We start from the raw sequence: 23,373 nt of genomic DNA, 5'->3' as shown, positions 1-23,373 counted from the left end.
GCATGTAAAGCCCTCCGCTCCGAGGCCCTCGCATGAATTTATAGCAGCATAAAAAACCCCGCCTTCATTGCTGAAAGCAGGGTTGATTGATTCTGCCGACGGCTCAGCCTATTCCGGCTGAATGGTCTTGAGAAGATCGGCAATCGAAAATTCGACCGTTGGGCGGATATCCTTGCGCCAAAGCGCAAAAGCCACATTTGCTTCGATAAAGCCTGACTTGGAACCACAGTCAAACGTCCGGCCGTGATAATCAAAGCCATAGAATTTCTGCGCATCGGCAAGCTTGAGCATGGCATCGGTCAGCTGGATTTCATTGCCAGCACCTTTTTCCTGCTTGCTCAGCAGCTCAAAGATTTCTGGCTGAAGAATATAGCGGCCATTGATATAAAGATTGGAAGGTGCCGTTCCCTTGGCTGGCTTTTCAACCATCTGGTTGATTTCAAAGCCACTACCGATGGCATTGCCCTTGCCGACGATGCCGTATTTGTGCGCTTCGTCAGGATCACATTCCTGCACGGCAATCACATTGCCACCGGTCTGCTCATAAAGCTCGACCATTTCCTTGAGGCAGCCTTTCTTCGACTGCATGACCATATCTGGCAGTAACAATGCAAAAGGCTCGTCGCCAACCAGTTCGCGCGCACACCAGACCGCATGGCCTAGGCCAAGTGGAACCTGCTGGCGGGTGAAGCTGGTGGTGCCTGGCTGCGGCTGCAATTCCTGCAGATGCTCAAGCTCCGCTTTCTTGCCGCGCTCGGCAAGCGTGGAATAAAGCTCAACCTGCGCGTCGAAATAATCTTCGATGACAGCCTTGTTGCGTCCGGTGACAAAAATCAGATGTTCGATACCGGCTTCGCGAGCCTCATCCACCACATACTGGATCACGGGCTTGTCGACGACGGTGAGCATTTCCTTGGGGATGGACTTGGTCGCTGGAAGAAAGCGGGTGCCGAGACCGGCGACTGGGAAAACTGCCTTACGGATTTTGCGGATCGAACTCATTCGTCTCCTCGATTTGTTAAAAACAACAGGGCGCTATCAAAGCATTGAAACCACTGCATTTCAATTAGGGCGCTTTCATTAAGAAAGGACGAAATTCCGCCTTTTTCCTTATCACATTCAATAACCCGGCCTTAATGTTACTTGATTCAAATATTTTACAAAATTTCCGGCAATTTCTTTGGTGTAAGCTTGATGGTAAACCAAATGCTAACCCGAAGGCTTTAATTTTAGCGTTACGAGAGTCGGCCCCAAATTCAACACTGGATAGTATTATCAACTTAATGCAATCTGAATGACACAGGCTCGGCAGGAAAGGCAACTCGCCGTTCAACACGGCAGCAATATGATTGCAGAAGGGAAACACAGAATGCTGCGATTTCCATTCACTCTGGGACGAGGAATGCGCGCCAGGATTACGGCAACCGTTGCGGTTGCAATGCTTGCGTCTGCGCTGACAACAGGCAGCGCTTTCGCCGATGCCAATTTCAGAAAATGGGTTTCTGGCTTCCGCACCACCGCGGTTCAGAGCGGCGTATCGCCGTCGATCTTCGACCGCGCGTTCAGAGGCGTCGATTCACCTGATCCCGAAGTGCTGCGCAAAGCCCGCTTTCAGCCCGAATTCAACGAACCCGTCTGGAACTATATCGACAACCGCGTGAATGAGCATTCCGTGGCTGTGGGCCAGAGCATGGCGAAAAAATGGGGTCCGTGGCTTCAGCGCATCGAACAGCGTTTCTCGGTTGATCGCAACATCCTGCTTGCTATCTGGTCAATGGAAAGCAATTACGGTGAAATTCTCAAGCGCGACGATGTGATGATGGATACGATCCGTTCACTGGCAACGCTTGCCTATGCCGATCAGCGCCGCGCCAAATTTGCCCGCACGCAGCTGATCGCCGCGATGAAAATTCTCCAGACAGGCGATATTGATCGCGGCCACCTGACCGGCTCATGGGCGGGTGCAATGGGTCACACGCAGTTCATTCCGACCAGCTATCAGGCCTATGCAGTTGATATTGATGGCAATGGCAAGCGTGACATTTGGAATTCAGTTCCCGATGCGCTTGGCACCGCTGCCAATCTTTTACATCGCAATGGCTGGCAGCCGGGGCGTACCTGGGGCTATGAAGTCGTGCTTCCGGCAGGACGCAAATTCCCATCCGGTTCTCTCAGCGCCGCTGAATGGCAGAGGCTTGGCGTCGTTCGCGCCAATGGCCGCCCCTTCCCCGATGCCAATGAAAAAGTCACGTTGAAGGTCCCCGATGGCCGTCAGGGTCCAGCCTTCCTGATGGGCAAGAACTTCTTCGTCATCAAGCGCTATAACAATGCTGATAAATATGCGCTGGCCGTTGGCCTGCTCGCGGATCGTATCGGCGGTTATCAAGGCCTTCGTCAGGACTGGAACCGTCCTTTCACGCCAATCACCATGAACGAGCGTGAAGAATTGCAGACGCATCTCAAGGCGCTCGGCTATTACGATGGCAAGATCGACGGTAAAATCGGCTCAACATCGCGCAAAGCGATTGAAGCTTTCCAGCAGCGCAATGGCCTACAGCCAGACGGACATCCAAGCGCTGAAGTGCTTTCGGTTCTCCGCCGCCGCTAAAAGCCGCGTTAAAGCAAGGGAGCGTACATTGGTGTACGCTCCTTTTTCTTTCTGGCAAAGGACGCTACTATTCCGCAAGCAGGAAGGTAAGGCCCATGCAGCCACAACGGTTCAAATATTCGATTGGCAACATCGTGGCGACGCTGTTCATTGCCTTTTCGATGGTGCTGACAGCCCTTTCTCATGCATCGGCACAGGAACGCCCACGCACGATTTTCGACCTGCTGTTTGGATCAAAAAAGGCACAGCCCCAGCAACAAATTGAACAGCCCAAACCCAAGCGCACGCGTCCGGTAAAACCGAAGCGCGCGCCGAAGCCTGCAAGTTCCGCAACCCGCCCTGCCCCAGCGCCTGCACCTCAGCCTGAAGTGAATTTCGTCGAAAAAAAGCCCGATGCTAAAAGAGTCCTCGTGGTTGGTGACTTTATCGCTAATGGTCTTGCAGAAGGGCTTGATGTGGCCTTTGCGGACGATCCCGACATACGGATTGTAACGCGTATCAATGGCTCCTCCGGCTTTGTGCGCGACGACCATTTCGACTGGCCCGCCAATATCGGCACCATTCTCGAAGAAGAAAAGCCCGATGCGGTGGTCGCCATGATCGGCTCAAACGACCGACAGGCAATCACAACGAAAGGCCAGAATCTTGCCCCGCGCTCACCCGAGTGGACAGCGGAATATCAAAGCCGCCTTTCCAGTTTCACAAAGCAGATCACAGACAAGAACTATCCGCTGATCTGGGTCGGACAACCGCCGTTTCGCCCCCGTGGCATGTCGCAGGATATGCTTGCCCTCAATGAGATCTATCGCGCCACCTCCGAAAGGGCTGGCGGAAAATTTATCGACGTATGGGATGGCTTCGTGGATGAGGATGGCAATTTTAGCCAGACCGGCTTCGACATTAATGGCCAAACGGCGCGTTTGCGCAGCAATGATGGTATCAACACCACCACGGCAGGCAAGCGCAAGCTCGCTTTCTATGCAGAGAAACCTCTCAAAGCGCTGTTCGGTGACAATCGCGACAATCAGCAATTGCTGCCAACTGCGGAAAAACAAGACCCTTCCAAGCCCGTCGATCGCATCGCGCCGGTGAGTCTGCGCGATATCGACCATGACAAAAGCGGTATCTTGCTGGGTGGAACGCTGGCCCCTCACAAGACCAATAAAGAAAAGTCGGCAAAAGAACAAAAATCCATGCCGGGAAGAGCCGATGATTTTTCGTGGCCGCGCACTAGCGTAAATCCCTGATTACGCAACTTATTTAATGCGTATCAAAAAGGAATATTGCTGAAAAGCCGTGAAATATACGGTACTTCTAAGCCTAAATGTTGAATTTCACAGAGTTCACTTTTGAGACGGCCTCGTTTATCACAAATGCACGCGGCCTGACAAAACGTTGGGCGCATGCGTCTATATTGCATAAGAGGCATCTGAATGAATATTGCATCGAAGCCTCCCGTTGAGAACAACCGGGAGGAGGAACCCCATCTTGCACGCAACCTGTCCAACCGACATCTCCAGCTGATCGCCATTGGCGGTGCGATCGGCACGGGCCTTTTCATGGGGTCAGGGAAGACGATCTCGCTCGCCGGACCATCTATTCTGCTGGTTTATGCAATCATCGGCTTCATGCTGTTTTTCGTGATGCGTGCACTGGGTGAAATCCTTCTGTCCAATCTCGAATATCGTTCATTCGCTGATTTCGCAGGCGACTATCTCGGCCCATGGGCACAGTTCTTCACCGGCTGGACCTACTGGCTCTGCTGGATTGTAACCGGCATTGCCGATGTTGTGGCCGTCTCGGGCTATGTCTCGTTCTGGTATCCCGATCTGGCTCTGTGGATTCCCGCACTTGGCCTAATTGGTGTCTTGCTGCTGCTGAACCTGCCAAATGTGCGCAACTTCGGTGAAATCGAGTTCTGGTTTGCGCTGATCAAGATCGTGGCAATCGTCGCCCTTATTTTGGCAGGCGCCTATATGCTGATCACGAATTTCACGCTGCCGAACGGCACGCAGGCTTCGGTCACGCATCTCTGGGCCAATGGCGGCTTCTTCCCAAAAGGTTTCTTTGGCTTTGTGGCTGGCTTCCAGATTGCGGTTTTCGCTTTCGTCGGCATTGAGCTTGTTGGTACAGCTGCCGCTGAAACCGAGAACCCAATGCGCAACCTGCCAAAGGCCATCAACTCGATTCCGATCCGTGTTGTGCTTTTCTACGTCGGTGCGCTGTTCGTGATTATCACAGTTATTCCATGGGATCAGGTTGATCCAGGCTCAAGCCCGTTTGTGGCTATGTTCTCGCTGGCCGGCCTTGGTATTGCCGCCCATGTTGTGAACTTCGTGGTGCTGACGTCTGCAACATCGAGCGCCAATTCCGGCATCTATTCGACATCGCGTATGATCTATGGTCTTGCAACATCGCGTCTCGCCCCGCAGACGCTCGGCAAGCTGAACAGCCGTAAAGTGCCCGTGAATGCGCTATTCTTCTCCTGCATCTTCCTTCTTGCAGGCGTTGTGCTGCTTTATGCAGGCCAGAGCATCATCGAAGCCTTTACCATCGTCACGACGATTTCAGCGCTTCTCTTCATCTTCATCTGGTCAATTATTCTGGCTTCTTATCTTCAGTATCGCCGCAAGCGTCCTGATCTGCATGAAAAGTCAACATTCAAAATGCCGGGCGGCCGCGCTGCCGTTGCCATGGTCTTTGCCTTCTTTGCCTTCATTCTCTGGGCGCTGGCACAGGAACCGGATACGGCGGTTGCTCTGAAAATAACACCTGTTTGGTTTGTGCTCTTGGGCATAATCTATCTGGTAATTCGCAAAAACCGCCAGAAGAGCTAACACAAAGATAAAAAAGCCCGGCTTCAAGCCGGGCTTTTCATTGGAATGCTGTTCGAATTAACGCGGTAAAACTGACGACCCCATCAAATCCGCATCGATTGCATGAGCGACCTGACGGCCTTCACGTATGGCCCAGACAACCAGCGACTGGCCGCGGCGCACATCGCCTGCTGCATAGAGCTTATCGACATTGGTGCGATAATTGCGCGTGTTAGCCTTCACAGAGGTTCCGCCGCGACGATCCGTTGCGATTTCGAGCTTGTCTCCAAGTTCCTTGAGCACACTGTTTTCAGCCGGACCAAAGAAGCCAATGGCGATAAAAGCAAGATCAGCCTTGATGAAGAATTCGGAACCCGCAATCGGCTTGCGCTTTTCATCAACCTGACAGCACTTCACATGAGTGAGCTTGCCATCTTCGCCGATGAATTCAAGCGTTGCCACCTGAAACTCGCGATTAGCACCTTCAGCCTGACTGGAAGATGTGCGCATCTTGGTTGCCCAATAAGGCCAGACGCTGAGCTTGTCTTCTCGTTCAGGCGGCTGCGGACGAATATCAAGCTGCGTGACATTGACCGCGCCCTGACGGAAAGCCGTACCAACGCAGTCGGACGCCGTATCACCACCGCCGACGACGACGATATGCTTGCCTCCGGCTAGGATCGGCGCTTCGTGCCAGGCGACCGATTCAATATTTTCGCGGCCAACGCGACGGTTCTGCTGCACGAGATAAGGCATGGCATCATGCACGCCTTCAAGGTCTGCACCCGGAATACCAGCCGGACGCGGCTTTTCAGAACCGCCCGAATAAAGCACTGCGTCATAGGTATCGAGCAGACCGCGCAGCGGCTTGTCGACACCGATATTCACGCCGCAAAGAAAACGAACGCCTTCGCCTTCCATCTGCGCAACCCGACGGTCGATCAGGTGCTTTTCCATCTTGAAATCAGGAATGCCATAGCGCAGCAGACCACCCGGACGGCTTTCGCGTTCATACACATCGACCATGTGACCTGCGCGTGCAAGCTGCTGTGCAGCTGCAAGACCTGCCGGACCAGAACCGATAATCGCCACCGACTTGCCGGTCTTCTGCGCTGCTGGCTGCGGCACGATATAGCCAAGCTCATAGGCCTTGTCGCCCAGTGCCTGTTCAACCGTCTTGATCGCAACAGGCGCGTCTTCAAGGTTTAATGTGCAGGCTTCCTCGCAAGGTGCCGGACACACCCGACCGGTAAACTCGGGGAAGTTATTGGTCAGATGCAGGTTGCGGATCGCCTGATCCCAGTTGTTGTTATAGACGAGATCGTTCCAGTCCGGGATCTGGTTGTGAACAGGACAACCCGTGTCACCATGACAGAATGGAATGCCGCAATCCATGCAGCGTGCCGCCTGCTTTTGCACCTCACCATCCGTCATCGGCAGCGTGAATTCACGGAAGTGACGAATACGATCCGATGCAGGCTGATACTTTGCTACCTGCCGGTCGATCTCAAGAAAACCAGTAACTTTACCCATTATTCCATGCTCCTCTCACAATGCCGTGCGCCATTTCAGGCGCACAAGCACCGCGTCGTGATTTTGACTTTTACTCAGCTGCAACGCCGATCTGCATACGTTCCATCTCTTCCAGAGCGCGGCGATATTCGACCGGCATGACCTTCACGAATTTCGGGCGATAGCTCTCCCAATTATCGAGAATGTCCTTGGCACGCGTGGAACCAGTGTAATGCAGATGGTTGGCAATCAGCTGCACCAGACGTTCTTCGTCGTGGCGCGTCATGTTTGCCGATACATCGACACGGCCCTTGTGCATCAGATCGCCACCGTGATGATGCAGCTTTTCAAGCATGTCATCTTCTTCCGGCACCGGTTCCAGCTCGACCATCGCCATGTTGCAGCGCTGTGCGAAGTCACCTTCTTCATCAAGCACATAAGCAACGCCGCCCGACATACCGGCTGCAAAGTTACGGCCAGTCTGACCGATAACGACAACCACGCCACCCGTCATATATTCGCAGCCGTGATCACCCACGCCTTCGACAACCGTGACCGCGCCCGAGTTACGCACGGCGAAACGCTCGCCAGCCACACCGCGGAAGTAGCACTCGCCTTCAAGCGCTCCGTAAAGCACGGTATTGCCTGCGATGATCGAGTTTTCAGCCACGATCCGCGTGTCTTCCGGTGGACGTATGACAATACGACCACCCGAAAGACCTTTGCCGATATAGTCGTTGCCATCACCAATAAGTTCAAACGAGATACCGCGGGCAAGAAACGCACCAAAAGACTGGCCAGCCGTACCGCGCAGGGTAACGGCAATGGTGTCTTCTGGTAGACCCTTATGACGGAAGCGCTTGGCCACTTCGCCCGAAAGCATTGCACCTGCCGAACGGTCGACGTTCTTGATGGCGACATCAATCTTGACCGGCGTCTTGTTTTCCAGCGCTGGCATGGCTTCGGCAATCAACTGGCGATCCAGAACATCTTCAATCGGATGATGCTGACGCTCGGTCCAGAAGATTTCGTGCTTCTCGGCTTCCGGCTTGTAGAAGATACGGCTGAAGTCGAGGCCTTTGGCCTTCCAGTGATCAATCATGGTCTGCTTTTCGAGCAGTTCCGTTTCGCCGATGATCTGTTCAAGCTTGGTAAAGCCCATTTCTGCCAGCAATGCGCGCACTTCTTCTGCGAGATAGAAGAAGAAGTTAATCACATGTTCGGGCGTGCCCTTGAAGCGCTTGCGCAGAACAGGGTCCTGTGTGGCAACACCCACAGGGCAGGTGTTGAGATGGCACTTGCGCATCATGATGCAGCCAGCGGCGATCAGCGGAGCGGTCGAGAACCCGAATTCGTCGGCACCAAGCAGCGCCCCGATGATGACATCACGACCAGTGCGAAGACCACCATCAACCTGCAGCGCAATGCGCGAACGAAGACCATTGAGCACCAGCGTCTGGTGGGTTTCGGCAAGGCCGATTTCCCACGGCGAACCGGCATGCTTGAGCGATGTCAGCGGCGATGCACCGGTGCCACCATCATAGCCCGAAATGGTGATGTGATCGGCGCGCGCCTTGGCTACACCGGCCGCAACCGTACCGACACCCACTTCCGACACCAGCTTGACCGAAATATCGGCGGTTGGGTTGACGTTTTTGAGATCATAGATCAGCTGCGCCAGATCTTCGATCGAATAAATGTCATGGTGTGGCGGAGGCGAAATGAGGCCAACGCCGGGCGTCGAGTGACGCGTCTTGGCAATGGTTGCATCAACTTTATGGCCCGGCAGCTGGCCGCCCTCACCCGGCTTTGCACCCTGCGCAACCTTGATCTGGATAAGATCGGAGTTGACCAGATATTCGGTCGTCACACCGAAGCGGCCCGATGCCACCTGCTTGATCGCAGAGCGTTCAGGGTTTGGCGTACCATCCGGCAGAGGATAGAAACGATCCGGCTCCTCACCGCCCTCACCCGTGTTCGACTTGCCGCCAATGGCGTTCATCGCACGTGCAAGCGTGGTATGGGCTTCACGCGAGATCGAGCCAAACGACATGGCGCCCGTCGAGAAGCGCTTGACGATGTCGGCTGCGGACTCAACCTCTTCGATGGCGACCGGCTTGCGGCCATTTGCTTCTGCAAAACGAATATCGAACAGGCCGCGAATGGTCTTTGCCTGTGCCGCCTTCGAGTCGAGCATGGACGTGTATTCTGTGAACGTATCCGGGTTCGAGGTGCGCACGGCGTGCTGCAATTTCGCAACCGCATCCGGCGACCAGAGATGTGCTTCACCACGCATACGGTAGGCATATTCGCCACCGACTTCGAGTGCTGTCAGCAGAACCGGGTCGTTGCCGAACGCATCGGTGTGACGACGCACGGTTTCTTCCGCAATCTGTTCAAGACCAACGCCTTCGATGCTCGTTGCTGTGCCGAAGAAGAACTGATCGACAAAGCTCGTCTGCAAGCCAACAGCATCGAAAATCTGCGCACCGCAATAGGACTGATAGGTCGAAATGCCCATCTTGGACATGACTTTGAGAATGCCCTTGCCAATCGACTTGATGTAGCGCTTGACCACTTCATGTTCATCGACTTCGGGCGGGAACTCGCGGCGGCGATGCATGTCGAGCAACGTATCAAAGGCGAGATACGGATTGATTGCTTCCGCGCCATAACCGGCAAGACAAGCGAAGTGATGCACTTCGCGCGGTTCACCCGATTCAACAACCAGACCGACCGAAGTCCGCAGACCCTTGCGGATCAGGTGATGGTGGACAGCAGCCGTTGCCAAGAGCGCCGGGATCGGAATGCGATCCGGCCCAACCTGACGGTCCGACAGGATAACGATGTTATAGCCGCCATGAACCGCTGCTTCCGCACGGTCGCACAGACGCTCAATCGCACCATGCATACCCGCCGCGCCTTCACCGACATTATAGGTAATATCGAGCGTCTTGGTGTCAAAACGGTCTTCCGTGTGACCAATGGAACGGATTTTTTCGAGATCGCCATTGGTCAGGATCGGCTGACGCACTTCCAGACGCTTGCGGCGCGAGGTGCCAACCAGGTCAAAAATGTTCGGGCGCGGACCGATGAAAGAGACAAGGCTCATCACCAGCTCTTCACGGATCGGATCAATCGGCGGATTGGTGACCTGCGCGAAGTTCTGCTTGAAATAGGTATAGAGCAGCTTCGACTTGTCAGACATCGCCGAAATCGGCGTATCCGTCCCCATCGAACCGATGGCTTCCTGACCGGTGGTGGCCATTGGCGACATCAAAAGTTTGGTATCTTCCTGCGTGTAACCGAAGGACTGCTGACGGTCGAGAAGACTCACATCTTTGCGCAGCGCACGTGGTTCGACCGGATTCAAGTCTTCCAGAATGAGCTGCGTGTTTGCCAACCACTGCTTATAGGGATGCTTCTGCGCGATCTGCGACTTGATTTCCTCATCTGAAACGATGCGGCCTTCTTCCATATCGATAAGCAGCATACGACCCGGCTGAAGACGCCACTTCTTGACGACCTTTTTTTCCTCGACAGGCAAAACGCCCGCTTCGGAAGCCAGAATGACGAAATCATCGTCTGTCACAATATAACGGGCCGGACGCAGACCGTTACGGTCGAGCGTTGCACCAATCTGCCGACCATCAGTAAAGGCAACGGCGGCAGGACCATCCCATGGCTCCATGAGAGCTGCATGATATTCATAGAACGCACGGCGCTCTTCCGACATCAGCTTGTTGCCCGACCATGCTTCCGGGATCAGCATCATCATCGCATGTGCGAGGCTGTAGCCACCCTGATGCAGGAATTCGAGCGCGTTATCGAAACAGGCCGTATCCGACTGGCCTTCATAAGAGATCGGCCAGAGCTTGGAAATGTCGTTGCCAAACAGCTCCGAATCCACAGATGCCTGGCGGGCAGCCATCCAGTTGACGTTGCCGCGCAGCGTGTTGATTTCGCCGTTATGAGCGACCATGCGATAAGGATGGGCCAGACGCCATGACGGAAAAGTGTTGGTTGAAAAGCGCTGATGAACGAGCGCCACAGCACTTTCAAAACGCGGATCTTTCAGATCGTTGTAATAGGCACCCACCTGATAGGCCAGGAACATGCCCTTATAAACGACGGTGCGCGCCGACATGGAGACAATATAGAAGCCCTTATCGTCGCCGTCGTTTTCTTGATAAATGCGATTGGAAATGACCTTGCGCAGCACGAACAGGCGGCGCTCAAATTCATCGTCGCTTTCAATGATTGCGCTACGGCCGATGAAAACCTGAACGTGGAAAGGTTCAGTCGCGGCAATTTCAGGGGCTTTGGACAGCGAAGAATTATCAACCGGCACCTGACGAAAGCCGATGAAGGTTTGACCTTCCGAGCCAATCACTTCCTTGACGACTTCTTCAATATGCGCACGCAATTCAGCGTCGCGCGGCATGAACAGATAGCCGACAGCATAATGACCGGGCTGCGGCAGATCGATACCCTGACGCGCCAATTCTTCACGAAAGAAGCGATCTGGAATCTGCACCAGAATGCCTGCACCATCCCCCATCAGAGGGTCGGCGCCAACGGCTCCGCGATGGGTGAGATTTTCAAGCATCTTGAGGCCGTTTTCGACGACCTGATGCGACTTCTGGCCCTTCATATGCGCAATAAAGCCAACGCCACAGGCGTCGCGTTCATTGCGCGGATCATAGAGGCCTTGGGCGGGCGGTGTACCCGCCGAAGTTCGCATTTTTCGGGTGGCATTGGTGGAATTGGTCGCAGCTTTGAACGTTCCGTTCTGACCGTTGTGTAAATCCACATGCGATACAGATGGCGTCAAATGCGGCATCGTCATTTCCTCCAAAGAGCGCACAACCCTGCGCGCGTTACGATAATGAACCGGAACGACTATTCGTTCCGCAACTGATTACGAGGCGCGTCTGATCCGAAAACCGTTTCACGTTTTCCGGCATACGCTTTAGTTTAGATGTATGGGAGCCTTGTCGAAAAGGCGTTGGACGACGTTCCGGGGGCGTACGGTCAAAGCCGCCGCGGGGGAATATTGTTTAAGCGCCTTAGTCTTTCAGGCTCGGACAAGCGACCTCAGCCCGCCAGAACGGCGCACCAAACTCCCCTGTCTTAATTGAATGCCGCTACCGCCGGTTTGTCCGATTGCACGACACTCTCTTTCTGCGACAAGAAAATGTCCCAGCGAGACACCAGCCTATCACAGTGTTGAATTGGACAGCGCCGAACAATTAGTCAGCATTGCTGTCCTAATTACGTATGACAGAATTCAAATTCGCTCACAAGATGGAAACTTGATTTTTTTGAGCTTATTGCGAAACAAAATGTCGCAGAAACGTGTTCGACCAACATTTAGTTGCGCAAAAGACTGATTGCGTCAGTTTGGCGCGCCTCGCTGCACGCAGTAAAAGCTTCTAAAAGTGGCAGCGGCCGGCTGCTTTTTCGCGCATACTGGTCTTACGCCGGTAACCCGTTGCGTCTATATACCTCCCATAGATGATCATATTGTGAGCGGAGAACAACATGCATTTTGCTTCCGACAATTGGGCTGGTGCCCATCCGAAGATCGCTGAAAGCCTTTCGCTGCATGCCAATGGTTTTGCTGCTGCCTATGGCGCCAGCGAAATCGACAAACGCGTGGAACAGCGTTTCAACGAGTTGTTCGAACGCGAAGTCGCAGTGTTCTTTGTCGGCACAGGCACTGCGGCCAACTCTTTGGCCCTCGCCAGCGTCAACCGTCCCGGTGGCGTTTCTCTCGTGCATCGCGAAGCGCATGTGATCGAAGATGAATGCGGTGCGCCGGAATATTTCACCGGCGGTGCACGTCTGCATCCGATTGACGGGGCAATGGGTCGTATCGATCCTGAACTGCTCAAGCGCGAACTCAAGCGCTTTAATCCTGCCTTTGTCCATGCAGGCCAGCCGATGGCAGTCAGCATTACGCAGGCCACGGAAGTCGGCACGCTTTATCAGCCTGAACATATTGCGACGATCTCAAAAATTTGCCGCGATGCGGGTCTGCCGCTGCATATGGACGGTGCACGTTTTGCCAACGCTCTTGCGTCGCTGGATATGACGCCTGCCGAAATGACATGGAAACAGGGCGTCGACATCGTATCCTTTGGCGGCACCAAAAATGGTTGCTGGTGTGCGGAAGCGCTTGTCTTCATGGACCCTGCCCGCGCACGCGACCTGCCTTTCATCCGCAAACGCGCAGCCCAGCTTTTCTCAAAGACGCGCTTCATCGCAGCGCAGTTTGATGCCTATCTTGCAGATGATCTCTGGATCGAACTCGCGAAGCACTCAAATGCGCTTTCTGCGCGCCTTGCCCGTCATATCGATGTATCCAGTCAGATGCGTCTTGCATGGAAGCCGGAAGCCAATGAAGTTTTCGCGATTATGAAACAGTCGGTCTATGATCGCCTGCGGGAAGCTGGCGCAATTTTCTACGACTGGAATCCACCACATTCTGAAGTCAACCGCATCAGTGAAGGCGAGATTTTCGCGCGTTTCGTGACAAGCTTTGCCAATACAGAAGAAGAAATCGATCAGTTCGGCAAGCTGATTGCTTAACAATGAAAAAGCGGCGCACATGGCGCCGCTTTCCTTATAGATGAATATCAGCAGAGTTTAGTGAGCGGTTTTCGTCTCAATCTGCTGCGCATCGCCGACTGGCGCTTTGCTGACTTCGATCTTGCGCGGCTTCATCTGTTCGGGAATTTCGCGCTTAAGATCAATATGGAGCAAGCCATTTTTAAGGCTTGCACCGGCTACTTCAACAAAGTCTGCAAGCTGGAAGCGGCGTTCGAAAGCACGCGAAGCAATGCCGCGATAAAGCACTTCACTGGTTTCAGACGCATCGTCCTCAGCCTTTTGACCCTTGACGGTCAACTGATTGCGATGGGCTTCAATTTCAAGTTCGCTTTCCGAAAAGCCTGCAACGGCCATGGTGATGCGATAGGTGTTCTCACCGGTCCGCTCAATATTATAGGGCGGATAAGACTGCGAACCTTCTGGCGATGCGAGTGTATCGAGCATCGAAGAGAAGAGACGGTCAAAACCAACGGTGGAACGATAGAGTGGCGAAAAATCAACGTGACGCATGTGTAAGCCCTCCTTAAGAGCGACAAAGATGCACTATATTGGCGGCAGAACTCCCATTCTGGCGAATTCTTTGTGCCGGCGATCCCGTTATCGGCAACCGCAAAACTCATTTGGGAATGCTGCTTTTTTATTTCAAGAGCGATTTTTTCAGGCCGCGCAAAAAACCGACAATGCCTTTTCGTCAACAATTCGATAAAATTACACGGCTTATCACTTGCCGTAATAACTCCTGATCGTTTGGGAGCCGCAAATTGGGGTCTTTGCCACCCATGAACCAAAAATGAACATCATCTTCGGCGAGCGTTCAGGTGCTTGGGGCTATCGTCCCACTATGCCTGCCGAGAGGCGGGTTTATCAAAGGATCACGGTTATGAAAAAAGCTCTTCTTGCTTTTGCCGCACTCGCCACCATCGCGACTGGAGTCGCGACAAAGTCCTACGCAGCCAATAATGGTCTGCTTATACAGACCCAGTACTATGACGATGATGGTTATCGTCCGCCGATGCCGCCCCGCGGCGGACCGCGTCCCGGTTGGGATGGTCCAGACAGAGGCCCAGGCCGCGGACCGGGCTGGGGCGATGAAGCCATGCGTCGCGAAATCATCAGTCCGCGCCGCATCGCCCGCTCGCTTGAACGCCGCGGTTATGATGTCGGCGATATACGCCGAGATCGCGGCGCCTATTTCGTTAAAGCCACGCGCCCCAACGGTCGCCGTGTCATCGTGGTGGTTGATGCGTTCAGCGGTCGCATTCTTGATGAGCGCCGCGCCGGGCGCGGCTGGTAAGTATCAAACAGTTCAACCTGGGTAACGTCCCTTGCACAGGTTGTTTTCTGAACCGGAAGTCTGCGTTCAGGCTTCCGGTTACTTTTTGTAATAGTTTAGCCCGCTATAATGGTCTTAGAATATCGAACCTGGGCACACGAGTGAAATGCCAGATTTTCTTTTTGAGACCAACGCCAACCCCATACCGGCGGGCACACAATCTGGCATGTTCAAAACGCGGGACGGCAAGAGTCTGCGTTATGCACTGGTGAAATCACCGACAAAACCATCGCGTGGTACGATCGTTTTGCTACAAGGCCGCAACGAGTTTATCGAAAAATACTTCGAAACCATATCCGACCTGACAAACCGCGGCTTCCATGTCGCGACCTTCGACTGGCGCGGCCAAGGCGGATCGCACAGGCTGCTCAAAGACCGCTTTCGCGGCTATGTGGGCCGCTTTAGCGATTACACCAATGATCTTGATCAGTTTCTCACTGACATTGTTCTGCCAGACTGCCCACCCCCCTTTTATATGTTGGCGCATTCAGCAGGTGCACTGATTGCCTATGCGTCGATCCCAAAGCTTGCATCACGCATAACCCGGATTGTGCTTTGTGCACCCTTGATGGGACTTGGCGGATCGCAATCAAGCGATGACAAGATGCGCCGCATCACCATTGCCTTGCGCATGATCGGCTTTGGCAGGCTTTATGCCGCAGCAGGGCGCAAAATGATGAACCGGCCTTTTGCGAATAACCCGCTGACCAGTGATCCCGCGCGTTTCATGCGCAATATGGAAGTTGTCCGTAGCCATGCCGATCTGGCGCTTGGCGGCCCGACCATACGCTGGATTGCAGGCGCGCTTGAAACCGCATCGCGCATCAACCGACCAGACTTTTATCAGGGACCGGCTGTCCCTGTTCTGATTATTGCAGCCGGTAATGATCGGGTGGTTTCCACACCGGCGATTGAGCGCTTTGTAGCACGCACGCGCAATATTTCGCTCGTGGTCGTCGATGGTGCCCGCCACGAGATACTTCAGGAGGCTGACTTCTATCGTGAGCAGGCTCTGGCTGCCTTTGATGCCTTCATTCCCGGCAATTCGGAAACAGAAATAGCAAGCACAGAGCCAACTCAACTCATTTAGCTGTTGATCAGCTCCAGTGCGGCCTGATGCAGCTCTACAGATGCGGCTGCAACAATATCGCCACCCTTCTCTGCCGGCCCCCCATCGCGCTGCGTGACAACACCGCCTGCCTGTTCAATGATCGGGATCAGCGCGACAATATCATAGGGCTGCAAGCCTGCTTCAACAACAATATCCGTGAAGCCGCCCGCAAGCATGGCGAAAGCATAGCAATCGACGCCATATCGCGACAGACGCACGGAATTTTCCAGTCGATCGAACCCTTTGCGCAATTCGCCTTTGAAGAGCGCAGGCGTCGTCGTGAACATTGTTGCATCTTCAAGAGTGGCCTGTGAGCGCGTAGCTAAACGCTGCTCGACGCCATCACGCACCAGATAAGACCCTTCACCGTCGCTATAAAATAACTCGCCCGTAAAAGGCTGAGACATCATGCCTGCCTTGGCATCGCCGTCGACAGTCAGACCTACAAGCGTTCCCCATACGGGCAAACCCGAAATGAAAGCACGGGTTCCATCAACAGGATCGATAACCCAGACATGGCTGCGATCAATATTTTCGGGGCCGTATTCTTCACCGAGAATGCCGTGTTCTGGAAACTCGCGCCCGATCACTGCACGAATCGCGCGCTCCGCTGAACGGTCGGCTTCCGTCACCGGATCAAATCCCGAAGTGTATTTATTATCGATCTCGTTGAACCTGCGAAACCTTGGCAAGGTTTCAGCTGCCGCCGCCGCTGCGACCTCGGAAAAAAATGCCCTGTCGATCAGCAATTCCAATCTCCCATTTCCATAACGTGATGCATTCCTATGCAATCCATACCAACAATGCAAATAATTTGAGCAAAATAGATTTAGCTCAAAAATTATGCGTAATTTCTTGACCTATCAGGGTTTTCAGCATAACTTAAAGGTCAGACAGGCTGTCCTGTCGGTGCCTTTCGGGGCATTTCCTCCCTAGTCTTTGGCCGCGCCTTCTTCATTGGGGCGCGGCTCTTTTTATCTACGATACTTTTGGAGTTTCCAGCGTCTTTGGCAGCCCTATTCCGCTGCGAGTGACGGCATGACCAGAAGCTCACCCGGCAAAGATGTCAGGTCACTCAGAAACTGATAGAGATCAGCGCAAAGTGCGTCAAAGCCAACAAGCTTCTGTAAGCTCTGCTCGTTCATATAGAGGCTGCGGTTGATTTCGATCTGCAGGGCAAAGCACGACTGGGCAGGCCGACCATAATGTTCCGTGATAAAGCCGCCCGCATAGGGCTTGTTATGGGCAACCGTATAGCCAAGCCCCTGAAGAAGCTCCATCGCAGCCTGCGTCAGCTGCTCACTGCATGAACGGCCAAAACGATCCCCAATAATGAAATCAGGACGGTCACTTAGTTCGCCCACGCGCGTACCGCCCGGCATGGAATGGCAATCTATCAGCACAGAATAGCCAAAACGCTCATGGGTGGACTTCAGCAGATCATCGAGTGCGCGGTGATAGGGCTTATAAATATCTTCGATGCGATAAAAAGCTTCCCGCAGCGATATACGCCCCGAATAAATGGTCTGCCCCTCGCCAACCAGACGCGGCACTGTTCCCAAACCGCCTGCCACGCGTGCAGACTGGCTGTTGACGAAGGGCGGCAGCGGCTCAATGAACATGCGCGGATCAAGCTCATAGGGCTCGCGGTTTACATCGAGAAACGCCCGCGGAAAATGTGCTTTAAGCAAAGGCGCGCCCAAGCGCGGCACCGTCGCAAAAAGTTCATCCACATAGCAGTCTTCCGAATAGCGAATTGCCAGCGGGTCGAGACGCGTCTCTTCAAGGAATGAGAGCGGATAGGCGCGGCCGCTATGGGGGGAATTGAAAACAAAGGGAATGCGCTGCTGCGCAGGCGCGCAAAGCTCAAAAGGGGGGATCAGATGAAAATCGCGTTCCAGACTCATACGTCAACCCGTTTCGATTGCCTTGTGACAGCGCGCCACCCGATCAATTTGCACCAAAAGTAGCACCTTATTCTAGTCCGGCCCGATGCAATATCCAAATTTTAAGCCACCACCTTTCCTCCTATTGGCTGGCCTCTTAAATCGTGCAAAGCTGTAACACATAACAGCATGTTGCCAAACAGTGGCCATAACAATTAACATTTGCGCGAGCATTCATTTCATATTTACCAAAAGCGCGTTTTCTAGTGTGCAAAATGAGTCGTTATCTTCGCTGCACCTTGCGAACGGACGACATGAAATTCGGACGGACCAATGAAAAGAATTCTGCTAGCTGAAGACGATAATGATATGCGTCGCTTCCTCGTGAAAGCACTGGAAAAAGCAGGCTATCACGTCACCCATTTCGACAATGGCGCAAGCGCCTATGAAAGACTGCGCGAAGAACCGTTTTCGCTGCTGCTCACTGATATTGTCATGCCGGAAATGGACGGTATTGAGCTCGCGCGCCGTGCGACTGAAATCGACCCGGATCTCAAGATCATGTTCATCACCGGCTTCGCTGCCGTTGCATTGAACCCCGATTCGGACGCTCCGCGCGACGCAAAAGTGCTTTCCAAGCCATTCCATCTGCGCGATCTGGTGAACGAAATCGAAAAGATGCTGATCGCTGCCTAAACCAAACCATTCCAACACAGGAACCGGTTTTTACAAGCAATGCGCCTGTTTGTGCGTCCATACGGACGCACAATGCTTTTGAGCTGCCTGTGGCATTCCTGGCATACGATAAACTATTCACGAAAAAGACAAAAAACTTCAAAAAGAGCATTGACGGGCGCAACGCGATATGGTGTATGCGCCACATCGAATGGGCGTATAGCTCAGCGGGAGAGCACTACATTGACATTGTAGGGGTCACAGGTTCAATCCCTGTTACGCCCACCATTCGAACCTCACAAAAATTGACGTTTTATTTATATATTACAGTAACTTAGCAGTCCGCTGCGATCAGTCAAATCCCCTCACCTTCGCCCCAAAAACGGCTTTGAAAACATTAAATAATCCCATTCGTTCCCCTCACCTTTTTCTCCCTCCCTCAATGCCCCTTCTTCTGCCCTTCTCATTCCTTCCGCTTAAACCGTTCTGTGATGATTTCAAATAGAGCGTCACTGATCCACATGCCGCATACGCCGACGACGAATGCAGCTGCATGAAGCCCGACATTGGAACCGTCATCCGGTGGCAGTGGAAAGTTCATAGCTCTGAGATAATGCACAATCGGTCCGGTCAGATAACCCGCCGCCAGAGCACCACAGATTGGCGAAGCGATCGTTTCCCGCATAGATGCTTTCTTGCGGGAGAGTGCGCGAAGTATCCCCCCTGCAAAGCCAGCGATAAGCACCGAAGTTTTCAGGCCGTATTCATTGAACGGATCATTCATCACTGACCGTTGCCCCTCTTATTTCTCATCATGCTTTGCGCATTCATCTTTCGACCAGACGCCCCCGGCACAGCCTCGAACAATTGTGCGGTCAATCCTACGCTGATCGGCTTCTGTTGCACCGCGTGCACCCATTAGATCGGATCCAAGGACACTACGGACGCCTTGAACATTTGCCGGTCCTGAATGTCCACACCCCGCCAGCATCGATACACTGATCATAAGAGAGAGCAGCCCCAAGGGCTTTGTCAGTCGCTTCATTGTTCTGTCTTTCGATTTTCGTTTCGGCACTGGCTCGACCGTCACGCTTGCCGATCACATACCCAGCGGCCAGACACAAAAAAGCCGCCAGAACAGCGGCGGCGGTCATCTTCAACCAGTTCGGGATTAAGGCCCAGATCATGACAAATCGGCCTGTAGCTCTTTAACGGCTTTGAACAAATCGCGACGTCGCTTAATGCCGTAGATTGCAAAGCCGATGATCGCCGCACTGAAAACAAGCTGCACACGCCAATACAGCCCGCCAAGAAATGAACCAACGCCGCTGACTGCCGACATGATTGCAGCCCCTGCCCACGTCCATACTGTCTTACTGTGCGATGGCTTGGTGCCAAGCTCACCCGGATCAGCAACAACCGGCACCTGTTCTACGATAACCTCTGCGGCTGGCTGGACAACTCCAGCAGTCTTCACCTTGTTCAGAACAGCTTCAATTTTTGCAGGGGTAACAAGCGCCTTATTCAGCGGATCGCCAGTGTAATAGCTCTGGCCGCGTGTCAGATCACGGTGGGCACCCTTGGTTGCGGCCAGCACCGGGAAAGATGCCCACTCCTGCGCGAGACGTTTGCCAAACTCTGTCCGGCTGATCTTGCCAGAGATGAAATCATGATACCCGCGACGGATAAGCAGGTGATAGCCGAGGCGATCCTGCAAATCCGGGTCAAACACCTGTGTGCCGCGCAAGCCAAGCTCCTGAGCCAATCCTTGCAAAGTGGCTCGCATGAACTGATAGCGACCGGACGCCGACGATTTGAAGCGCTTGGGAAAAGATGCCTGGGCGTCAATCAGTTCGCCAAGCGTCATGCTGGTGATCTGCTTTGGCAACTTTCCCTGATTATGACCATAGATCACGTCATAAGATGCGCGGCCTGTGCTTCCGACTTCTGTCTGTGCAATAAAGTCGAGCAAAAGCGCCGCGCCTGCTGGCACGGTTCTGTCCATTGTGTTTACCTTTTTTTGTGATTGAGAGGGTCTTGAAAACGATAGACTTTTGACTAAATCCAAGCCGTCATTCCAACATTTAACGTTCGATCAAATGGAGGTTTCGATGAACGACCGTTTGTTTGACAGTCCTGTTTTTGTGAAGGACGGCCCCTACCTTGTTCGAGAAATTGCCAGCATCGGGGATGCGCTAGATTTTCTTTACGAATGGCCCGAACACGACCGTGGCCTCGTTTACGAAATCGCTTGGAAAGCGTGCTGCGATAGTCACGATGGCATCAAACCAGTCAACGCGGCTGAAAACGCCATTAGAGGTTTTGCCAAGAAACGCGGCATACTCGAAGAACCAGAAGTCGTGCTTCCATGGATGAAGGGCAAACAATCAGGAGGCGGCGTAGTTCAGGCTTGAAGAAGCACCATGATTTGGTTTCTGATAATTGAAGCGGCTATTCTCGCTACACTTTCATATGTGGTAGCTTCAATAGGCTGGAAAGAGATCAGGTATTACATGAACAACCGTCGTAAGTTATAGCACACGGTATGGATCAGGACCCCGGCCTCATCGCCGGGGTTTTTGTTTGTGTTTTCTTGATTTTATGGGATGATCTGTAAGCGCAGGTGAGGTGTGACCATCAAGCTAGCGCGGCCTCGGTATGTACCCCCGTGCTGCCGGGGCTTTTCTTTATTTCCTTTCGGCAATAAAAAACCGCCTCAAGGGCGGTGCGGTCTGGTGGGTTGGTTGAGTGGTCAGGCTTCAGACGGCCAGATGATGGCGTCAACGATGGCACGGGCTGCGGCTTCATCTTCCGCCGCCTCGACGTCGCGCTTGGCACCGAGGCGGATGCTTTCGATCATTGCGCCGATCTGCTGCCATTGCGCGAAAGCGCCGAGGACGATGTTGGCAACTTCATCAAGTGTTTCAGCAGTTATTCCAATTTCTGATGACAGGAGTGGATAATCTGCCGCTTGTGGGCTGGTGGCAGCTTTGAATGCCTGCGCCTCTGCCACCTTCTGTTGATACGTCATTGCCTGGCCGTTGCCCGGCGTGATGTATTTCAAGCGTTCGTTTTCTGCCGCCGTATCCACCTGTTTAGCAAGCTGTCTTTTGATGTCAGCCAGTGATGGGCTTTCGCCTCCCTGCGGATTTGCCAGTAACGCCTGATATTGCCCTTCCGTGATTTTCTTTGCCCCATCAGGTAGAGGATCGTAGCCTGCGACAATGCCGCCGTCGAGCGTGTAATAGATGCGTGTCATCTCTAAATCCCCTTAATCGTGCATCGCAAATATGTTGACGTTGGCAATATTTACCTGCCCGAAATTGCTGGCTTTCGATGCCAGAACCCTCACACGATAGGTTTTGGTTTTGTCGAAGCCTCGCCCAATCACGCGGTTATAAACGGCAGCTTTCTCATTATTGACCGAAGATGCCGCTGCCTGCGGCCCTGTGATAATCGTTGCGTTCGCGGCTACATCGAAAATGTCCATGTAAAGAACTGTATCGCCAAGCGTACCGCCGATATTGACGATGGAGCCTGCGCCGGTTGCTTCAATGTAAGTCGCTCCTGTGATTGTCACTTGAGCACATATTGTTGCACTGGTGCCGATGTCTGACGCTAGGGGTACATTAATCTGACTGTCGCGAGCACCCTTAGTCGTCAGGCGAAGGAAGCCTTCTGTCGGCGTCAGTACGGCCCATATGCCGTTAGGTTGTCGGATCAGATCAACGGTTCGCCCTGCAACCAATTCACCCGGAAACAGATCAGAACCATCAGCGTATCGAATCGCCACAGCAGCAGCGCCATTAACTGCGATAGTGGCCGCCCCGGTGTTGGTCGTAGCAACCAACACCCTGATTTTCATGCCCGTTGGCGTGGACTGAGGAACTGGATCGAGATTGACGACAAGTGCATTGGCGGAGCCTGTCGCTGCCGCATAGTTCCATTTACCGGATTGCACATCCAATGCAGGTTTCTCAATGTAAGAACCGCCCACGCGCTCGAAGATTCGACCGTCCGGCAAACTAATACCGTGACCATTCTTAGCCGAAAATATACGCCACTCACTGCCCATCCATACCGCTATCGACTGCGACTTTCCTGCCCAGACTCCTGTCGCGCCCGTTGGTATAACGTAGGAATCACCAAACGCCGGGGTTGTGGGAGGCGCAGTGATAGTCATGGAAATAACCGGCTGCCAAAACGAACCAATAGCAGTCTGAGCAGCGATAAACGCCTGCATTGCTCGTGAAAACTTTGCTTCGAAGCTATCGACATCACCATCATCCAGCACGTCTTCGTTCGAGTTTTTACCGGTAAACAAGCCAATCATTGCGGCAACAAAAGACGCCTGACGCCACACCTTATTCAGCTGCTTCGATTGAGCAACGCCTGTCGAGAAGCCATTAATCAGAGAAACAAACGCCTCATATTCGGCTTGCGTCATAACATTGGCTGAACTTCCGCCAGCGAATAATTTTAGATCATTTTTTGCCATTTCGACCTCAATAAAAAGCCCGCCGAAGCGGGTTGAAACGATGAATTTTACGCGCTGAGCTAGATTGGCGGTTTGCCCCAAGAGCCTTGATCAAACCCATCAATGAGATTGCTTTGAACGTCAAATCCGAACATTGCGGTTTCGTCCTCCGAAACAACAAGATAGTTGACCCGAACGCCGGACGGCTTGAGTGGTATGTAGCCACCGGAAAGAAGTGCGAGTGTCAATCGGCGTTTAAACGGGACCCCTTATCGGCGTCCAAAAAGTACCCCTCCTTTAGGTTGCAAGGTTTAGCGTGCGCGGGCCCGTAACTTTAAAT

Annotated in this window: 20 protein-coding genes and 1 tRNA gene; 9 read left to right on the top strand and 12 right to left on the bottom strand. The window is 53.3% G+C overall.

The window, feature by feature from the left end:
* Positions 1-108: 108 nt before the first annotated feature.
* On the bottom strand, positions 109-1,002 hold the full coding sequence (galU, locus tag VBH83_RS09200) for a UTP--glucose-1-phosphate uridylyltransferase GalU (protein WP_265986783.1): 894 nt from the start codon (positions 1,000-1,002) through the stop codon (positions 109-111).
* 367 nt (positions 1,003-1,369) lie between these two features.
* On the opposite strand from galU, the gene VBH83_RS09195 reads away from it, so the two are divergent.
* From VBH83_RS09195 to VBH83_RS09185, 3 genes are all read left to right on the top strand, one after another.
* A complete protein-coding gene (locus VBH83_RS09195; protein WP_265986781.1) occupies positions 1,370-2,608 on the top strand; it encodes a lytic murein transglycosylase in 1,239 nt (412 codons plus the stop codon).
* Between the two features lie 95 nt (positions 2,609-2,703).
* A complete protein-coding gene (locus VBH83_RS09190) occupies positions 2,704-3,855 on the top strand; it encodes a DUF459 domain-containing protein (RefSeq protein ID WP_396997336.1) in 1,152 nt (383 codons plus the stop codon).
* 186 nt (positions 3,856-4,041) lie between these two features.
* Positions 4,042-5,445 (top strand): amino acid permease, encoded by a 1,404-nt coding sequence (locus VBH83_RS09185; RefSeq protein WP_265986780.1) that lies wholly within the window; start codon positions 4,042-4,044, stop codon positions 5,443-5,445.
* A gap of 57 nt (positions 5,446-5,502) precedes the next feature.
* On the opposite strand, the gene VBH83_RS09180 is transcribed toward VBH83_RS09185, so the two are convergent.
* Complete coding sequence (locus VBH83_RS09180; protein ID WP_265986778.1) at positions 5,503-6,957, bottom strand: glutamate synthase subunit beta; 1,455 nt, start codon at positions 6,955-6,957, stop codon at positions 5,503-5,505.
* A gap of 70 nt (positions 6,958-7,027) precedes the next feature.
* Entirely contained in the window at positions 7,028-11,779 is a 4,752-nt protein-coding gene (gene gltB / locus VBH83_RS09175; protein ID WP_265986776.1) for a glutamate synthase large subunit, read from the bottom strand.
* A 701-nt stretch (positions 11,780-12,480) separates the two neighbouring features.
* On the opposite strand from gltB, the gene VBH83_RS09170 reads away from it, so the two are divergent.
* Positions 12,481-13,530: a low specificity L-threonine aldolase gene (locus VBH83_RS09170; protein WP_265986775.1), complete on the top strand. Its 1,050-nt coding sequence runs from the start codon at positions 12,481-12,483 to the stop codon at positions 13,528-13,530.
* 57 nt (positions 13,531-13,587) lie between these two features.
* Here VBH83_RS09170 and VBH83_RS09165 read toward each other — a convergent pair whose 3' ends face one another.
* Positions 13,588-14,061, bottom strand: a complete 474-nt coding sequence (locus VBH83_RS09165; RefSeq protein ID WP_265986774.1) for an Hsp20 family protein — start codon at positions 14,059-14,061, stop codon at positions 13,588-13,590.
* A gap of 370 nt (positions 14,062-14,431) precedes the next feature.
* Between VBH83_RS09165 and VBH83_RS09160 the strand changes: the two genes are divergently transcribed.
* Positions 14,432-14,845, top strand: coding sequence for an antifreeze protein (locus VBH83_RS09160; RefSeq protein ID WP_265986773.1), 414 nt, complete (start codon positions 14,432-14,434; stop codon positions 14,843-14,845).
* Positions 14,846-14,990: 145 nt separating this feature from the next.
* Complete coding sequence (locus VBH83_RS09155) at positions 14,991-15,974, top strand: alpha/beta fold hydrolase (RefSeq protein WP_265986772.1); 984 nt, start codon at positions 14,991-14,993, stop codon at positions 15,972-15,974.
* On the opposite strand, the gene hisN is transcribed toward VBH83_RS09155, so the two are convergent.
* Both hisN and VBH83_RS09145 read right to left on the bottom strand, forming a co-directional pair.
* On the bottom strand, positions 15,971-16,744 hold the full coding sequence (hisN, locus tag VBH83_RS09150; RefSeq protein ID WP_265986771.1) for a histidinol-phosphatase: 774 nt from the start codon (positions 16,742-16,744) through the stop codon (positions 15,971-15,973). The two genes, VBH83_RS09155 and hisN, sit on opposite strands and share 4 nt — an antisense overlap.
* A gap of 267 nt (positions 16,745-17,011) precedes the next feature.
* The gene (locus VBH83_RS09145) at positions 17,012-17,902 is read right to left on the bottom strand and encodes an N-formylglutamate amidohydrolase (protein WP_396997332.1); all 891 of its coding nucleotides are present in this window, start codon (positions 17,900-17,902) and stop codon (positions 17,012-17,014) included.
* A gap of 312 nt (positions 17,903-18,214) precedes the next feature.
* Here VBH83_RS09145 and cpdR point away from each other — a divergent pair, with 312 nt between their 5' ends.
* The gene (gene cpdR, locus VBH83_RS09140) at positions 18,215-18,577 is read left to right on the top strand and encodes a cell cycle two-component system response regulator CpdR (protein WP_007877205.1); all 363 of its coding nucleotides are present in this window, start codon (positions 18,215-18,217) and stop codon (positions 18,575-18,577) included.
* Between the two features lie 192 nt (positions 18,578-18,769).
* Positions 18,770-18,844, top strand: a tRNA-Val gene (locus tag VBH83_RS09135).
* 175 nt (positions 18,845-19,019) lie between these two features.
* On the opposite strand, the gene VBH83_RS09130 is transcribed toward VBH83_RS09135, so the two are convergent.
* From VBH83_RS09130 to VBH83_RS09115, 4 genes are read right to left on the bottom strand one after another with little or no spacing between them, the layout of a single operon-like run.
* Positions 19,020-19,340, bottom strand: a complete 321-nt coding sequence (locus tag VBH83_RS09130) for a hypothetical protein (RefSeq protein ID WP_396997329.1) — start codon at positions 19,338-19,340, stop codon at positions 19,020-19,022.
* An 18-nt stretch (positions 19,341-19,358) separates the two neighbouring features.
* The gene (locus VBH83_RS09125; RefSeq protein ID WP_396997383.1) at positions 19,359-19,601 is read right to left on the bottom strand and encodes a hypothetical protein; all 243 of its coding nucleotides are present in this window, start codon (positions 19,599-19,601) and stop codon (positions 19,359-19,361) included.
* Complete coding sequence (locus VBH83_RS09120; protein WP_396997327.1) at positions 19,495-19,743, bottom strand: hypothetical protein; 249 nt, start codon at positions 19,741-19,743, stop codon at positions 19,495-19,497. Before VBH83_RS09120 ends, VBH83_RS09125 begins: the two co-directional genes overlap by 107 nt.
* The gene (locus tag VBH83_RS09115) at positions 19,740-20,561 is read right to left on the bottom strand and encodes a hypothetical protein (RefSeq protein WP_396997325.1); all 822 of its coding nucleotides are present in this window, start codon (positions 20,559-20,561) and stop codon (positions 19,740-19,742) included. The genes VBH83_RS09120 and VBH83_RS09115 overlap by 4 nt, the downstream gene beginning before the upstream one ends.
* A gap of 106 nt (positions 20,562-20,667) precedes the next feature.
* On the opposite strand from VBH83_RS09115, the gene VBH83_RS09110 reads away from it, so the two are divergent.
* Positions 20,668-20,970: a DUF982 domain-containing protein gene (locus VBH83_RS09110; protein ID WP_396997323.1), complete on the top strand. Its 303-nt coding sequence runs from the start codon at positions 20,668-20,670 to the stop codon at positions 20,968-20,970.
* A 338-nt stretch (positions 20,971-21,308) separates the two neighbouring features.
* Here VBH83_RS09110 and VBH83_RS09105 read toward each other — a convergent pair whose 3' ends face one another.
* On the bottom strand, positions 21,309-21,815 hold the full coding sequence (locus tag VBH83_RS09105) for a hypothetical protein (RefSeq protein WP_396997321.1): 507 nt from the start codon (positions 21,813-21,815) through the stop codon (positions 21,309-21,311).
* A gap of 12 nt (positions 21,816-21,827) precedes the next feature.
* The gene (locus VBH83_RS09100; RefSeq protein WP_396997319.1) at positions 21,828-23,054 is read right to left on the bottom strand and encodes a DUF2793 domain-containing protein; all 1,227 of its coding nucleotides are present in this window, start codon (positions 23,052-23,054) and stop codon (positions 21,828-21,830) included.
* Between the last annotated feature and the right edge of the window lie 319 nt (positions 23,055-23,373).

It is taken from the genome of Ochrobactrum sp. S1502_03, from assembly GCF_044435015.1.
In the GTDB taxonomy this organism is placed as follows: domain Bacteria; phylum Pseudomonadota; class Alphaproteobacteria; order Rhizobiales; family Rhizobiaceae; genus Brucella; species Brucella chromiisoli.
This window is presented reverse-complemented; position numbering and strand designations above follow the sequence as displayed.

Bases quoted from the DNA above. Each gene is read 5' to 3' on its own strand.
- galU (WP_265986783.1), bottom strand. From the start codon at position 1,002: ATGAGTTCGATCCGCAAAATCCGTAAGGCAGTTTTCCCAGTCGCCGGT.
- VBH83_RS09195 (WP_265986781.1), top strand. From the start codon at position 1,370: ATGCTGCGATTTCCATTCACTCTGGGACGAGGAATGCGCGCCAGGATT.
- VBH83_RS09190 (WP_396997336.1), top strand. From the start codon at position 2,704: ATGCAGCCACAACGGTTCAAATATTCGATTGGCAACATCGTGGCGACG.
- VBH83_RS09185 (WP_265986780.1), top strand. From the start codon at position 4,042: ATGAATATTGCATCGAAGCCTCCCGTTGAGAACAACCGGGAGGAGGAA.
- VBH83_RS09180 (WP_265986778.1), bottom strand. From the start codon at position 6,957: ATGGGTAAAGTTACTGGTTTTCTTGAGATCGACCGGCAGGTAGCAAAG.
- gltB (WP_265986776.1), bottom strand. From the start codon at position 11,779: ATGCCGCATTTGACGCCATCTGTATCGCATGTGGATTTACACAACGGT.
- VBH83_RS09170 (WP_265986775.1), top strand. From the start codon at position 12,481: ATGCATTTTGCTTCCGACAATTGGGCTGGTGCCCATCCGAAGATCGCT.
- VBH83_RS09165 (WP_265986774.1), bottom strand. From the start codon at position 14,061: ATGCGTCACGTTGATTTTTCGCCACTCTATCGTTCCACCGTTGGTTTT.
- VBH83_RS09160 (WP_265986773.1), top strand. From the start codon at position 14,432: ATGAAAAAAGCTCTTCTTGCTTTTGCCGCACTCGCCACCATCGCGACT.
- VBH83_RS09155 (WP_265986772.1), top strand. From the start codon at position 14,991: ATGCCAGATTTTCTTTTTGAGACCAACGCCAACCCCATACCGGCGGGC.
- VBH83_RS09145 (WP_396997332.1), bottom strand. From the start codon at position 17,902: ATGAGTCTGGAACGCGATTTTCATCTGATCCCCCCTTTTGAGCTTTGC.
- cpdR (WP_007877205.1), top strand. From the start codon at position 18,215: ATGAAAAGAATTCTGCTAGCTGAAGACGATAATGATATGCGTCGCTTC.
- VBH83_RS09130 (WP_396997329.1), bottom strand. From the start codon at position 19,340: ATGAATGATCCGTTCAATGAATACGGCCTGAAAACTTCGGTGCTTATC.
- VBH83_RS09125 (WP_396997383.1), bottom strand. From the start codon at position 19,601: ATGAAGCGACTGACAAAGCCCTTGGGGCTGCTCTCTCTTATGATCAGT.
- VBH83_RS09120 (WP_396997327.1), bottom strand. From the start codon at position 19,743: ATGATCTGGGCCTTAATCCCGAACTGGTTGAAGATGACCGCCGCCGCT.
- VBH83_RS09115 (WP_396997325.1), bottom strand. From the start codon at position 20,561: ATGGACAGAACCGTGCCAGCAGGCGCGGCGCTTTTGCTCGACTTTATT.
- VBH83_RS09110 (WP_396997323.1), top strand. From the start codon at position 20,668: ATGAACGACCGTTTGTTTGACAGTCCTGTTTTTGTGAAGGACGGCCCC.
- VBH83_RS09105 (WP_396997321.1), bottom strand. From the start codon at position 21,815: ATGACACGCATCTATTACACGCTCGACGGCGGCATTGTCGCAGGCTAC.
- VBH83_RS09100 (WP_396997319.1), bottom strand. From the start codon at position 23,054: ATGGCAAAAAATGATCTAAAATTATTCGCTGGCGGAAGTTCAGCCAAT.